Origin of the sequence: Streptomyces sp. NEAU-YJ-81 (genome assembly GCF_017592595.1) — a bacterium.
Classification (GTDB): domain Bacteria; phylum Actinomycetota; class Actinomycetes; order Streptomycetales; family Streptomycetaceae; genus Streptomyces; species Streptomyces hygroscopicus_B.
On sequence record NZ_JAGFNO010000001.1, the window covers coordinates 24,814 to 37,789 of the forward strand.

General features: G+C 67.6%; 11 protein-coding genes and 1 riboswitch. Of the genes, 5 read left to right on the forward strand and 6 right to left on the reverse strand.

Features of this window, described 5'->3' with window-relative positions; translation table 11 throughout:
• The first annotated feature begins 112 nt into the window (after positions 1-112).
• The gene (locus J5X86_RS00085) at positions 113-3,253 is read left to right on the forward strand and encodes a DUF3427 domain-containing protein (protein ID WP_208514822.1); all 3,141 of its coding nucleotides are present in this window, start codon (positions 113-115) and stop codon (positions 3,251-3,253) included.
• Positions 3,254-3,263: 10 nt separating this feature from the next.
• On the opposite strand, the gene J5X86_RS00090 is transcribed toward J5X86_RS00085, so the two are convergent.
• Together J5X86_RS00090 and J5X86_RS00095 are read right to left on the reverse strand one after the other, a co-directional pair.
• On the reverse strand, positions 3,264-3,734 hold the full coding sequence (locus J5X86_RS00090; protein WP_208514823.1) for an NUDIX domain-containing protein: 471 nt from the start codon (positions 3,732-3,734) through the stop codon (positions 3,264-3,266).
• 4 nt (positions 3,735-3,738) lie between these two features.
• A complete protein-coding gene (locus J5X86_RS00095) occupies positions 3,739-4,482 on the reverse strand; it encodes a helix-turn-helix transcriptional regulator (RefSeq protein ID WP_308124405.1) in 744 nt (247 codons plus the stop codon).
• Positions 4,483-4,835: 353 nt separating this feature from the next.
• Here J5X86_RS00095 and J5X86_RS00100 point away from each other — a divergent pair, with 353 nt between their 5' ends.
• Entirely contained in the window at positions 4,836-5,168 is a 333-nt protein-coding gene (locus tag J5X86_RS00100; protein ID WP_208514824.1) for a hypothetical protein, read from the forward strand.
• Positions 5,169-5,617: 449 nt separating this feature from the next.
• Positions 5,618-5,926, forward strand: a complete 309-nt coding sequence (locus tag J5X86_RS50275) for a hypothetical protein (RefSeq protein WP_243979151.1) — start codon at positions 5,618-5,620, stop codon at positions 5,924-5,926.
• A 99-nt stretch (positions 5,927-6,025) separates the two neighbouring features.
• Here the strand turns inward: J5X86_RS50275 and J5X86_RS00105 are convergent, their stop codons facing one another.
• The 4 genes from J5X86_RS00105 to J5X86_RS00120 form a co-directional block, all read right to left on the reverse strand.
• Entirely contained in the window at positions 6,026-6,970 is a 945-nt protein-coding gene (locus J5X86_RS00105; protein ID WP_208514825.1) for an aldo/keto reductase, read from the reverse strand.
• Positions 6,971-7,082: 112 nt separating this feature from the next.
• Positions 7,083-8,273 carry a M23 family metallopeptidase gene (locus tag J5X86_RS00110; protein WP_208514826.1) on the reverse strand — a complete coding sequence of 397 codons (1,191 nt, stop codon included), beginning with the start codon at positions 8,271-8,273 and terminating at the stop codon, positions 7,083-7,085.
• Between the two features lie 11 nt (positions 8,274-8,284).
• A riboswitch (cyclic di-AMP (ydaO/yuaA leader) is annotated at positions 8,285-8,454 on the reverse strand.
• 247 nt (positions 8,455-8,701) lie between these two features.
• Complete coding sequence (locus tag J5X86_RS00115) at positions 8,702-10,123, reverse strand: PP2C family protein-serine/threonine phosphatase (RefSeq protein WP_208514827.1); 1,422 nt, start codon at positions 10,121-10,123, stop codon at positions 8,702-8,704.
• A gap of 488 nt (positions 10,124-10,611) precedes the next feature.
• Entirely contained in the window at positions 10,612-11,382 is a 771-nt protein-coding gene (locus tag J5X86_RS00120) for a DUF6227 family protein (RefSeq protein WP_208514828.1), read from the reverse strand.
• A 489-nt stretch (positions 11,383-11,871) separates the two neighbouring features.
• Between J5X86_RS00120 and J5X86_RS00125 the strand changes: the two genes are divergently transcribed.
• Both J5X86_RS00125 and J5X86_RS00130 read left to right on the forward strand, forming a co-directional pair.
• Positions 11,872-12,231, forward strand: a complete 360-nt coding sequence (locus tag J5X86_RS00125) for a hypothetical protein (protein ID WP_208514829.1) — start codon at positions 11,872-11,874, stop codon at positions 12,229-12,231.
• Positions 12,232-12,405: 174 nt separating this feature from the next.
• On the forward strand, positions 12,406-12,954 hold the full coding sequence (locus tag J5X86_RS00130) for a hypothetical protein (protein WP_243979153.1): 549 nt from the start codon (positions 12,406-12,408) through the stop codon (positions 12,952-12,954).
• The last annotated feature ends 22 nt before the right edge of the window (positions 12,955-12,976 follow it).

The following is a 12,976-nucleotide window of genomic DNA, read 5'->3' on the forward strand; positions in this document are numbered from 1 at the left end:
TTCGATCGCCCCTGGGCGGCGTGGTCCGCACCATCTCGGTGGATCCACCGGAGGACTGTCAGGGGCCGCTGGTACAACATCATGGGGACATTCGAGACGGGGAGGCGCTGCGATGGCCGATCACCTTGCGGACCAGACGGCCCCGGTGCCTGGGCTGTATGAGCGACTGATCACCTCGCGTATCGAGGAACAGCTCAGCGCCCTGGATGCCAGCGGGTGGAAGACCATCCGGCAGAAGATTGGCGAGCACTCCTCGCCTCACGTGCTCGCCCGCCACATCGGCGAGACCGTCCGGCAGATCTTCATCTCCCTGTCGACCGATGAGCAGGTCGTCGCGGCGAATCACATTCTCGAGTCGATGAGCACCCTGGACGGGGCCAAGCAGTGGGTGGACCTTGTCGCAGACGGGCCTCATCAGCTGACTGCCATTGCCGAGCAGGAAGCGCCGGGCGTCTACAGCATCCGTCCGGCCACACCGCTATCTGAGACCGCGCTCATCACCAACGCGCCCGAGGATCCCAACCTTGGCTTCGAGCTGAGGGCCGAGCTGGCCACGGCCGACCGCGTCGATCTGCTCTGTGCGTTTGTGAAGTGGCATGGTCTACGCGTCCTGGAAGAGTCACTCAAAGCGGCTCGCGATCGTGGAGTGCCGATCCGCGTCATCACGACCACGTACATCGGCGCTACGGAGCGGCGTGCGTTGGACCGGCTCGTGACGGAGTTCAGCGCCCAGGTCAAGGTCAACTACGAGTCGCGGTCCACGCGTCTCCATGCAAAGGCATGGCTGTTTCGGCGAAACAGCGGCTACGACACCGCCTACGTGGGGAGTTCCAACCTCTCCAAGGCGGCGCTTCTCGATGGCTTGGAGTGGAACGTCCGCTTGTCATCCGTAGCGACACCACCGGTGTTGCGGAAATTTGAGGCCACCTTCGACTCGTACTGGGCTGAGCCCGCCTTTGAGGCCTATGATCCCCAGCGCGATGCCACTCGGTTAGACGAGGCCCTCATTCTGGCCAGCGGTAAGCAGAAGACCGATACCCACGCCATCAGCCTGTCCGGCCTTGAAGTACGTCCGTATCCCCATCAGCAAGACATGCTCGAGCGACTCCGCATCGAGCGTGACATCCACAGCCGGCATAGGAACTTGCTCGTCGCAGCGACCGGGACCGGCAAGACGGTCATGGCGGCCCTCGACTACAAGGCACTGAAGCACGCCCATCAAGGACGTCCCCTCAGCATCCTCTTCGTGGCCCATCGCCAGGAGATCCTCAAGCAATCGCTGCGCACCTACCAAGAGGTGCTCGACGACGCGAACTTTGGTGAGCTGCTCGTCGGAGGAGAGGTACCGAAGGACTGGACGCATGTCTTCGCCAGCGTTCAGTCCCTCAACGCCCGGTCTCTTGAGGAGTTCACTCCCGACCACTTCGATGTCGTGGTCATCGATGAATTCCACCATGGCGTTTCCCCCACCTATCGGCGCATCATCGACCATTTTGAGCCCATCGAGCTTCTTGGGCTGACCGCCACACCTGAGCGGATGGACGGGAGGAACGTCCAAGATGAGTTCTTCGACGGACATATCGCAGCCGAGATGCGGCTGTGGGAAGCGCTGGAGAACGATCTCCTCAGTCCGTTCCACTACTTCGGCATCGCGGACAACACCGATCTGGAAGGGCTCACCTGGAAGCAAGGCTCATACGTCGCAAGTGAGCTCAGCCAGGTCTACACCGGCAACCACGCTCGAGCTCGGCTCATCGTCAAGGCCGTCCAGGAGAAGGTCAGCGACCCAGGAACCATGCGAGCATTGGGGTTCTGCGTCACCGTGGCACACGCCCACTTCATGGCTGACTTCTTCCGTCAGGCGGGTTTCAATGCCAGAGCCCTCGATGGTTCCACTCCTGCCGCTGAGCGCGCCCAGGCCCTGAGGGACCTCCGCGAAGGCAACGTACAGATCCTCTTCTCAGTCGACCTCTTCAACGAGGGGCTTGACGTGCCGGATGTGGACACCCTCCTCTTGCTCCGCCCCACCTCCAGCGCCACGGTCTTCCTCCAGCAGCTTGGCCGGGGGCTTCGGCGTACGCCAGACAAGCCCGTCCTCACCGTGCTCGACTTCATCGGCCAGCACCGCAAGGAGTTCCGATTCGAAGAGCAGTTCCGTGCGCTGACGAACTTCACCCGTCACCGGCTAACTGAGCACATGGAGCGAGACTTTCCTCAGCTCCCTTCTGGTTGCCAGATCATCCTGGACCGAAAGTCCAAGGAACGGATCCTGGACAACATCAAAAGCCAGATCAACGTCAACGTACGGCAGTTGGCGCAAGAGGTTGCTGCGTATGCCGAGCCGCGACTCGACGCCTACCTTCGCGAGAGCCGCCGCGAGCTCAAGGAGCTCTACCGGGCCAACAACTCATGGACGGGCCTGCTGAGGCGAGCCAATCTCCTCACCGGCGAGCCCCCCGAAGGGGAGGCCGCACTTCTCAAACGCGTCTCAGCTTTTCTTCATGTCGGTGACCCACAGCGCGTAAATGCCTACCGTCGGATGCTCGCCGACGACGCCCCCGGGTATGACTCACTCGACCCCTCAGGGCAGGGGTACGCACGGATGCTCTTCTTCTCCTTGTGGCCACTGGGCGGTGGGTTCAGCAACTATGCCGATGGCTTTGAGTCGTTGCGCCAGCAGAGCGCCTTCCGAAGCGAACTGAGCCAGGTGCTGGAGTACAACCTGGAGCACACCGACCACTACCCCATCCCACTCTTGGGTGAGCACGATGGCCTACCGCTGGCCATCCATGCTTCGTACAGCCGGGAGGAAATTCTCCCTGCTCTCGGACAGGCAGAGGTAGGCGCCTTCGTGCCAGGAAATTTCCGCGAGGGTGTGAAGTGGTGCGAAGGCATCCAGACGGATGCGCTCCTCATTACGCTCGAGAAGGACGATAAGGACTTCTCGCCGCAGACCCGGTACAAGGACTTCGCGATGAGCCCGGACCGCTTCCACTGGGAATCGCAGAACCAAACATCTGGCTCCTCCCCCACGGGGCAGCGCTACCAGCAGCACAGGGAACGAGGATCCCATGTGCTGCTCTTCGTCCGGCGCTACAAGAAGACGGACATTGGAGGGCCTCAGCCCTGGATGCTGCTCGGCCCTGCCGAATACGAATCCCACGAGGGCAGCAAGCCCATGGGCATTGTCTGGCGACTCCAGCATGAGCTGCCCGCCGATGTCTGGACCTACTCGGCCATTGCAGCGGGGTAGCGTTCGTGGGTCAGCCAAGGTATGGCCGGTCGCGGTGGGTCAGGAAGTGACGAAGCCGGAGCTGTTGTGTGTGGTGCATGGGGAGTTCGGCAAGTTCCTCCGGCGAGACAAACCGCAGTTCCGTGGACTCATCAGAGATCGCCAGTTGGCCGCCCACGATGCGGGCGGTGAAGCAGACGTTGAACTGTCGGCGGACCTCGCCGTCCGTGTAGGCGATGACGTGACGCGGGTCGGTGTACGTGCCGACGAGTCCCGTGATCTCCACGTCGAGTCCGGTCTCTTCCTTGACCTCACGGACAGCCGTGCCCGGTAGGGAGTCGGCCATCTCCATGCCACCGCCGGGCAGTGCCCAAAGATCATTGTCTTGGCGGCGCTGGAGCAGGATGCGGCCGCTCTCGTCGGTGACGACAGCGGATGCGGCGACAACCAAGCTGTTCGGCTCGGGGGCGTCCGGATCGTCGTAGTACTCGGTCCGCGCCACGAGGTCACACTCCCTGTACCGGCGTCGCCGTCGCCCATACGGCGTCGAAGCTCTGAGCGTAGGTGTCGAACATGCCGCCCTCGCCGTGTCGGCGCAGGTGCCAGACGGGCGCGCCGTACGCGTTCACGCCCCAGACGTGGGCGTTGACCATGACTTGATCATCCGCACGATAGAGCGAGTTGTAGAGGGTCGTTCCGTGCGTCCGCACTTCGACGCCCGGGGTGTCGATGAGGGGGCGATAGTGCAGGAGAGCGAGCCGACAGCGGGATTCGATGCCGTGGCCGAACTTCTCTTCCTGGCCCCGCTGCTGGACGTTGGGGCTGTCAGCGTCCCCGACCGCAACACGTATGGCGCAGCCTTGGGCGGCACGTTCCCGCAGAAGATCGTTGAGGCGGGGGTACGCCTCGTGCAGGAAGACGGCGGCATATACGAGCACGTCAATCTGTTCGCGGGCCTGCGTCAGCATCTCCACGAACGTGGACACGGGGATGTCCGCACGCTGGTCGTAGAGCGCCACAAGCTCGGGGCTGACCGCGCGGGCGGGGCGTGCTTGACGGAGCGCTGGCCATAGGGCGTGCACGTCTTCTCCTAACGTTTCTGCTGCCAGGATGGCCGTGCTGCGTCGCGGCGTACGGTTGAGGTTGACCCATCTTTCAACGGATTTGGGATCTACCTCGACCTTTTCCGCGAGGGTGGCGTATGTCCAGCCTCCGGACGTCATGACGGCACGTAGCCTCTCGTTCGGCACCTGAGTCTCTCCCCACATGTCGGGACGGCACTAGGGACGTTTTACCCGACGCGGGACGTCCCGAAGTGGGGTTTAAGGGAGGTTCCTACGTCCTGATCACAGCGCGATGATCGCGAAAAGACTCCCGCGACCGTTGCAGGCGGCCCGGGAGCGTGGTCAACGCTGTGAAGGAGCGTCAACGTGCAGGAGAATATCGCCCGACCCGTGGAATGGCTGCTGTGGCTGGTAGTGCCCGCACCAGCCCGTCATCGCGCCGTTGGGGCCCGGCCCGCCATGGCATGTGTGGATGCGGATACACCGACGGTTCGCACGGCACGTGTGTCTGTGGTGGCGGTGGCGGTGGCGGTGACGCTGTGAGCGTACGTCCCCGTCTGCTGCCGTGGCCCGGCCCCGCAGGGCAGCGGTGTTATCTGGTCTCCGATGCGGACAGCACGGGCTACCTCTCGAAGCTGGCTGACGAAATGGAAGCCGTCCAGCTCCAGATGGGCACTGAACTCATCGGCCACGCCCGCCTGATGCTCAGCGACCGGAAAGCGGACGCCCGAGAGCTCCGCTACCTCTCGAACCGTCTGATCGAAGCGCTGCAAGACGCTCTCCGGATCTCGGAGAGTCGCGGCGGGCGTATCCCAGCGCCCGACGAGGCCGAGAGTGACGGAGCGGCTCGCACGGATGAGGGGGCGCAATGAGTGAGGTGCCAGGAGGCTGGCAGGTCGGTCCGGCCCCGGGGCGCGGTCTGCTTCCTGCGAAGGGCGGTCTGCTTGAGCTGCCGCTTCACGTGCTCCGGCCCGGTCGCGCGTCTTTGGCATCGCTGGTGCTGACGGTGGTGGAAGCGGAGCAGTTGCACGCCGCCTTGTGTTACGCGCTTGGCGACGAGCCTGCGCCCGAAGACGCGCCGGAGTGCCGTCAGCCGGTCCGTTATCCAGGTGGCCGACAGAAGTACTGAGGCCGCGTGGCGGAATCCCACTCGAGTCGCGCGTGGCGGGACTTGTTGTGGCAGTGCGGATGCGGTCGGCGGGGGTGAGCCGGGGCTGGGTCAACTCGGGTCACCCGCGTCCGTTTGGGGCTTGCGAGTCCGTTCGGAGCGCCTGCTGCGTAGGGTCAGGGCGAGGAGATCCTTGGAGTGGGAGGTATGGGGATGGCTGGAATGCCGGCGGGGGTTGTGGCTGCGGGTGGGTTGGTTGGGGGGTATTCGGTGGCTCGGTGGACCAAGAGGCGGCCCTTGGGTGGGGTTGCCCTCGCGGCTGCGGGGGCAGTGGCTGCTCGGGGGTGGCGGGAGAAGGCAGGGACCGGAACCGCCGCCGCGCTCAGTGCGGCGTATGTCACCGCATTCGCCGGGTCGCATCCGCTGGCGAAGAAGATCGGGGCCTGGCCGTCCGTCTTCGCCGTCGCCGGTGGCGTTGCCCTCGCGTCCTGGGCCCTCGCCGATCGGCGGTCGGGGTCGTAGGCCGTACGTAGGGGTCCTCAGGCGTATCCCTGACTGGGGCAGCGGGCGGGTCCTATTGCCCGCCCGCTGTCCTACGGCGCCCGCCCCGCCGTCTTCCGCTCAGTCCGACGCCGAGGTCAGCAGGTCCAGTTCCGGTTGGGTCAGCTTGAGGTCGACCGACGCCAGCAGGGGCGGGAGCTGGTCGACGGAGCGGGCGCTGGCGAGGGGGGCCGCGACCGAGGGCTGGGCGAGGAGCCAGGCGAGGGCGACCGTGGTGGGCTCGGTGGCGTGGTTGGCCGCGACGTCGTCCAGGGCGGCGAGGACCTTCTGGCCGCGCTCGGTCTCCAGGTACTTGGCCGCGCCGGTGGAGCGGGGGCTGTCGACCGCCGTGCCGGGGCGGTACTTGCCGGTGAGGAAGCCGGACGCCAGGGAGTAGTACGGGATGGTCGCCAGGTGGTGGCGGGCGGCGACGTCGGCCAAGTCGCCCTCGAAGGTGTCGCGCGAGACCAGGTTGTAGTGCGGCTGGAGGGCGACGTAGCGGGCCAGGCTCTCCTGGGTGGAGAAGGCCAGCTGGGCCTCCAGGCGCTCCGCGCTGACGTTGGACGCGGCGACCTCGCGGACCTTGCCCTCTCTGACCAGCTCGTCCAGGGTGGTGATGATCTCCTCCACCGGCACCGACGGATCGTCGTAGTGGGTGTAGTAGAGGTCGATGTAGTCGGTGCGCAGCCGCTGGAGGGATTCCTCGACGCCCGTTTTGATGGCGGACGAGGTCAGACCGCGGGGCTCCGGGGAGCCGGCGCCCACCTTGGTGGCGAGTACGACGTAGGAGCGGTTGCCCCGGGAGGCGAACCAGTTGCCGAGGATGGTCTCGGACTCGCCGCCCTCGTTGCCCGGCACCCACGCGGAGTAGACATCGGCGGTGTCGATGAAATTGCCGCCCGCCGCCACGAAGGCGTCGAGCACCCGGAAGGACTCGGCCTCGTTGGCGGTCCAGCCGAAGACGTTCCCGCCCAGGGCAAACGGGAAAACGGACAGATCACCGATCTTCTGTGTGTTGTCAGCCATACGTTTTTACAACGGGTGGCTGGGCGGGGTTGTTCCTGGGGGCGGCCCCGTCGGGACGTAAACCGGCGGCCCTGGCGTCAAGGGGGGAGAGAGCGCCAGAGCCGCCGGAGTATCAGGGGTTCATCCCGTGCTGGCGCAGCCAGGGCATCGGGTCGATCGGCGAGCCGCCGCCGGGCCGGACCTCGAGGTGGAGGTGCGGGCCGGTCACATTGCCGGTGGCGCCGACGCGGCCGATGACATCGCCCGCCGTCACCTTGCCCGAGGTGACGACCATCGACGACAGGTGGCAGTACCAGATCTCGGTGCCGTCGCTGAGGGTCAGCACGATGCGGTAGCCGTACGAACCGGCCCAGCCCGCCTGGGTGATGGTGCCGCCGTGCACCGCCTTGGCCGGGGTGCCGGTCGGGGCGGCGAAGTCCTGGCCGGTGTGGTCGGCCGACCAGATGTCGCCCGCCTGGCCGAAGCTCGCGGTCAGGGTGTACGAGCCGACGGGGAGGGTGTACGCGGCGGCGAGTCTGGCCTGGCGCTCGGCCGCGGCCTTCTTCTCCGCCGCCTCCTTCGCCCGCTGCTCGGCGGCCTTCTTCTCCGCCTCGGCCTTGGCCTTCCGCTGGGCGGCCACCTCCGCGGCCTGGTCGGACGCCTTGTCCGCGGCGGCCTTCGCCGCGGCGGTGCGGCTGTCCTCGTCCGCCGCGTTCTGCTGGTTCTCGGCCTGCTGGAGGATGCGGGCGCGGAGCGCCTCGCCCGCGTCGGTGGTGCCGCGCTGCTCGTCCTCGCTGGTGAGGCCGGCCTGGGAGAGGGGGGCGGCGGCCGTCTGCGGGCCGCTGCTGTCGTCCGACGTCCAGGAGCCGATGCCGGGCAGGTCCTTGGCGGCGGGCAGGCTGGCTTTGACCTCATCGGCGACGTGGCCGAGATCCGGCATGGAAATGGGCGGCTTGGGACGGTCCTTGGCGCTGGCCATACCGCCCGCACCGACCGCGGCGATCACGCCGACGCCGAGGACGGCGCCGCTGCGCGCCATGGTCCCGCCGCGCTGCTTGGCCACGCGGTGCCGGCCGCGTACGGGAGCGATGGACTCCTCGGTGGGGTTCCACTCCTCCCAGGGCTCGGTCTCGAATCCGGCACCCGGGCCCTCGAACGCGTCCCCATGCGCGTCCAGGTACCGATCGTCGGGGGCGAAGTGGCCGTCCCCGGAGCTCATCCCGCCGCCGGCGTCAAAGCCGGGGCCGTAGGCGGTGGCGGTCCCCAAACCGCCTCCCCGTGTGCGATACGGGGCCTCGTCCAGGGCAGACCTGTTGGACGCCACGGAGGCGCACTCCTTTCCTTCCTTCTCGCCTACCGGGTTAGCTGACGGGTTCGGAGCAGGAAGGTCTCCTACGGGTCAGGTTCGACCCGATTCACCCCAAGGTGTTGGTTCCCCGGTTCCCTTGGTGCTGCTGGTGGTGCGGTACTGCCGGTGTGCGTACGGGATTCGGCGACGGCGCACGGTGCCGCCCTTGCGACGGTTGTGACGACCGCGCTGCGTTATCGAACGTTAATAGAGAGCGCGATGTGATTCCAAGCTGTTCTGAGGAATCCGCGCACCTTTGGCATGAACTTAGCGCCCAAGAGGGGACAGATGGGGGCAAGTCGACGCATTGGCCAAAGGTTCGCAAAAACGCGTGCGGACCGATCGTGCAGCAATTGTTATGCGGAGGGGGCTCGGTCGACTACGCACGGTATGGACCCGGTCGGCTACGGACGGTGTGGGACGCCGCTGTCCCTCGTATGGCCGCCGCGGCTCGCACCGCCGTCGCCGTCGTGCCCGTTCCCTCGGCCGTCCCGCTGCCCATTGCCCCCATTGCCCTGCCCATTGCCCTGCCCGTTCCCCCGTCCGTTCCCGCGGGCCGGGGTCCGGCGGACCGCCAGCAGCGCCATGTCGTCCGATGTCCCGCCGTCCGTATGGCGCTCGACATCGGCCACCAGCGCGTCCAGCAGCTCCTGCGGATCGGCGAAGCGGCGGCCGCGCAGCTGCTTCTCCGGGTCGTAGAACTCGCCATTGCGGTCCCGGGCCTCCGTCACCCCGTCCGTGAACAGCAGCAGCGTCTCCCCCTCCTCGAACCCCAGCTCCATCACCCGGTCCGGCCACCCGGCCAACTCCCCCATCCCCACCGGCAGCGCCGACATCTCCGGCTCCAGGGCACGCACCGCACCGTCCTCCGCCATGAGCAGCGGCGCCGGATGGCCGCGGTTGATCAGCCGCAGGGTGGAGTCGCCGCGCGGAATTTCGGCCACCACGGCCGTCGTGAACCCCTCGAACACCTCCAGGTCGGCCCGCCGGGCACCCTCACGCTGCAGGGCCCGCTCCAGACGGCCCACGAGCGCCTCCAGGGTCGTCTCCTGCTCCGCCGCCTCCCGGAAGCAGCCGAGGAGGATCGCCACGACCTCCACCGCCTGCAGCCCCTTGCCGCGTACGTCCCCGACGGTCAGCCGTACGCCGTGCGGGGTGTCCTGGACCGCGTACAGGTCACCGCCGATCGCCGCGTACTTCTCCGCCGGTACATAGCGAGCGGCGATCTCCAGCCCGGCGAGACGGGCGGGCGGCGCGGGCAGGACGGCGCGCTGGGCAGCCTCCGCGACACCTCGCGCCGAGGCGAGCCGGTGGTAGCTGCGGCGTACGACACGGTTGATCGCCACCGCCAGCACGGTCACGGTGGCGACCGTGACGATCTCGGTGGCCGCCTGGGTCGGGTCCCGCACACCGTGCAACTCCGCCAGCAGACAGGTCGCGAGGACGGCGATGACGGCCATGATGACGGTCTGACGCAGCGGTAAGAGCGCCGCGGCGACCAGAGGGGCGGCGGCGAAGAAGGGCGAGGCGGTGTAACCGGACGGGGTGGCCAGGTCGAAGCTGACGCCGCCGAGGATGAGGATGGCGGGAAGCCAGCGGGCCACCCGGCGGCCCGGCAGCCCCTTGCCCTCATCCTCCGCCGGGCCAGGTCCCGCGGTGGGCCCGGTGAGCCCGTCGGCGGAGGCGCCACCGGCCGCGGCGCCGGTGTCGATGAGCGTGTGCAGGCGGGTGTGGCGGCGGTGGGTGTACGGGCGGCTCAGCCGGGGCCAGGCCGTACGCCACTCCGTACGGGCGCCCGTACCAGCCCTGCTCCCTCGCACCCGCACCGGCTTCTCTCGCTTCCCTGGTCCGCGTCCCGCCGCCGTCACAGCGTCGCCGTCGTCACAGCGTCGCCTTCGCCACCCTGGCCACCTTCGCCGCCCTCGTCACCTTCATCACCTTCGTCACCAGGCTTCCGGCTGACGGGCTGCCAGGCGAATCGGTGTCGGCCAAGCGGGTGCTGGACGGGCGCCGTGAGCGGGCCCGGCTCCCGCGCGTGCGCTGCGGGCACGCGACGGGCACGCGGCGGGGGCACTGCGGGCACGTGAGGGGACACTGCGGGCACGTGGTGGGCACACGGTGGCGCATCAGGGGCTGTGGGCGCGTCAGAGCCACGAGGGCGTCAGAGGTTACGCGGCGGGCGCCCTGCCGGCCCGTCAGAGGCCACGAGAGCGTCAGCGGCTACGGGCGGGCGCATCAGAGGTTACGGATGCAGCAGAAGTTGCGGATGCGCCAGAGCTTACGAACGCGTCAGAGGCACCGATGCGACGCGACGTCAGAGGTCGACGCCGAGCGCGCGGGCGTGACGGTCCGCCGCGAGCTCCGCCGAGACCTCGTCGAGGTACACCTCGCACACCAGCCGTCCGTCCCGGGTGAGATTGTGCTCCAGCTCCCACAGCACGACCTCGTCCCCTCCCGCGAGCAGGAAGGCGTGCTCATAGAAGCGGCACCAGGTCGCGTCGGGACCGCCGGAGCGGCGCCGGGGCTTGGGCGCGAGGGCGATGTCATGGGCGAACGCGGTCGTCAGCAGCCGCTCGGTCTCCTCGCCCGGGCGGTCGGCGTTCTCCGCGCGGCGCAGGACGCGACGGGCGTGGTCGGCCGAATTGTCGGCCACATACGCACGGGAGCTCTCCAGGGGCTCGGCCGTGTGCAGTAGCTGGTCGGGAAGCCACAGCGGTAACCCGTCGAGCTCCTCCCAGCGGGCGCCGCCGAGGCGATCATGGACGCGGCGCTCGGCCAGCGTCAGGGCGTCCTCGTCCGCGTAGAGCTCGTACAGCGGGCGACCGCCCTCGCCGGTGTTGTGCTCCAGTTCCCACAGCAGCAGGCTGCTGCCGTCGGGGAGCAGGAAGACATGCCGGTAGGTGCTGTAGCCAAGCTGGCCGCACCGCTCATTGCACTGTCGGCAGGACCGCAGCTCGGACTGGTGCATCAGGGCGCTCCGCGCCCGGGCCTGCACCGCCTCGCCGATCTCGAAGCCGTTCTGCGCACGGGCCAGCAGCCCGTCCATCAGCTCGGCCGGGGTCCCGTCCGCTCGTGAGTGCCCCATGTCTCTCCTCCCGCCTCCCGGCGTTGATTCGCCGCGCCCCCCGGGCGACCACCTCGCGCACTTAGCGTAGCGGCGTGAACACGCGCCGCGCTGCGGTTCCGCGAAGCTGTCGGTGTGACTGTGCCTCACTCACTCCTGCGTCGTAGGGCTTGGATGTATCACTCGTCCGACCGGTCGAACAAGTACGCGAGCGGGGCAGGGTAGGTCGGTCGGCCACCGTGGGCGCCGGGTCCCAGCGCATCCGAGCCCCCTGCGCCGGGCAGCCGCTTCCCCTTATTCAATTAAAGGGATTCAGGTGCCCGCCGGGCCGAGCTGGGCCAAATGGTCCTTGCGTTGGTCCCCCTTAGCGGGATTCTTGGAGAACACGCGCCGGAAGAGCCGCACTATGCCGGACGGGTGAAGCTGACTGGCGGCCCGAAGCCTTAACTGATGAGCTTCGTTGTGTCATGCGTCCGTGAATTCGCGGAGCAACCCAGACGGAGGAATTAAGTGAACATCGGCACGAAGGCAATTCTCCTGACCGCGGCCGCCGGCGCTCTGGTCATCGGTGGCGCGGGTGGCGCCCTGGCCAACAACAACGACGACTTCATCGTGCAGCTCAACAGCTGCAACACGTCGACCGGCGCCACCACCAACACTGGCGGTCTCGCTCCGACCGGCGACCTCGACATCGGCTCGGACTGCATCAACTTCACCAACAGCAGCGGTTCGGTCGTCCAGGCCAACGACTGCGACACGGCCACCGGCACCACCATCATCACCGGCGCCGCCGCCCCGACGGGCGACACCAGCATCGGCTCCAACTGCGCGAACATCGCTGTGGACGACGACAGCGTCAACCATCGCTGAGTCGCCGTCCCTTTCATGGTGTTCCCGCCCGCGGTAACACCATGAGGCATCCCCCCCGTTGGGAATCGCGGCCCTGGAAGCCTCCCTTCCAGGGCCGCTGCCATGAAAAAGGCTTTCGGTGATGGCGATGAGCGCGTGCCGCACCGAAAGCCCGATTGGAGGCTCGTTATGCACATGCGCAAAAGATCGGCGCTTCTTGTGGCGGCCGTGGGTGCGCTGCTCATCGGCGGTGCGGGCGGAGCCGACGCCGCCGATTCCGGTCCCAGCCGCGCGGCCGGCGCCAATGGCGGGACGCAGAGCAATCGCTGCACCACCAGTTCCGTCGTCGGCACCGTCACCGTGGCCGCCGGCCCGACCGAGCTCAGCAATCAGACCGACTGCGTCAACACCGCCGAGTCGGGTGTGTCGGAGCAGGAGAACCGCTGCCGTACCCACTCCGTCGTCGGTCCGATCACCGTCGCGCTGGCTCCCGGATCCGAAATCAAGAACGGGACCAACTGCGTCAACGTCAGCAAGTCGGGTGGTGTGACGAAGCAGACCAATGACTGCCGCACCACCTCCGTGCTGGGCCCGATCACGATCGGCCCCGGCTCCGACGTCACCACCGAGACCAACTGTGCCAATGTCGCCGGCTCCGACCCTCAGAACGGAAGTCAGGGGACGAAGGCGAACGGCACGAAGAGCGGCAAGAGCGGTGGCCAGGGAAACCGTCAGCGGTCCTGAAACACCGAGCTCCCCGAAACTC

Bases quoted from the DNA above. Each gene is read 5' to 3' on its own strand.
- J5X86_RS50275 (WP_243979151.1), top strand. From the start codon at position 5,618: ATGGCTGGAATGCCGGCGGGGGTTGTGGCTGCGGGTGGGTTGGTTGGG.
- J5X86_RS00105 (WP_208514825.1), bottom strand. From the start codon at position 6,970: ATGGCTGACAACACACAGAAGATCGGTGATCTGTCCGTTTTCCCGTTT.
- J5X86_RS00085 (WP_208514822.1), top strand. From the start codon at position 113: ATGGCCGATCACCTTGCGGACCAGACGGCCCCGGTGCCTGGGCTGTAT.
- J5X86_RS00120 (WP_208514828.1), bottom strand. From the start codon at position 11,382: ATGGGGCACTCACGAGCGGACGGGACCCCGGCCGAGCTGATGGACGGG.
- J5X86_RS00130 (WP_243979153.1), top strand. From the start codon at position 12,406: ATGCGCAAAAGATCGGCGCTTCTTGTGGCGGCCGTGGGTGCGCTGCTC.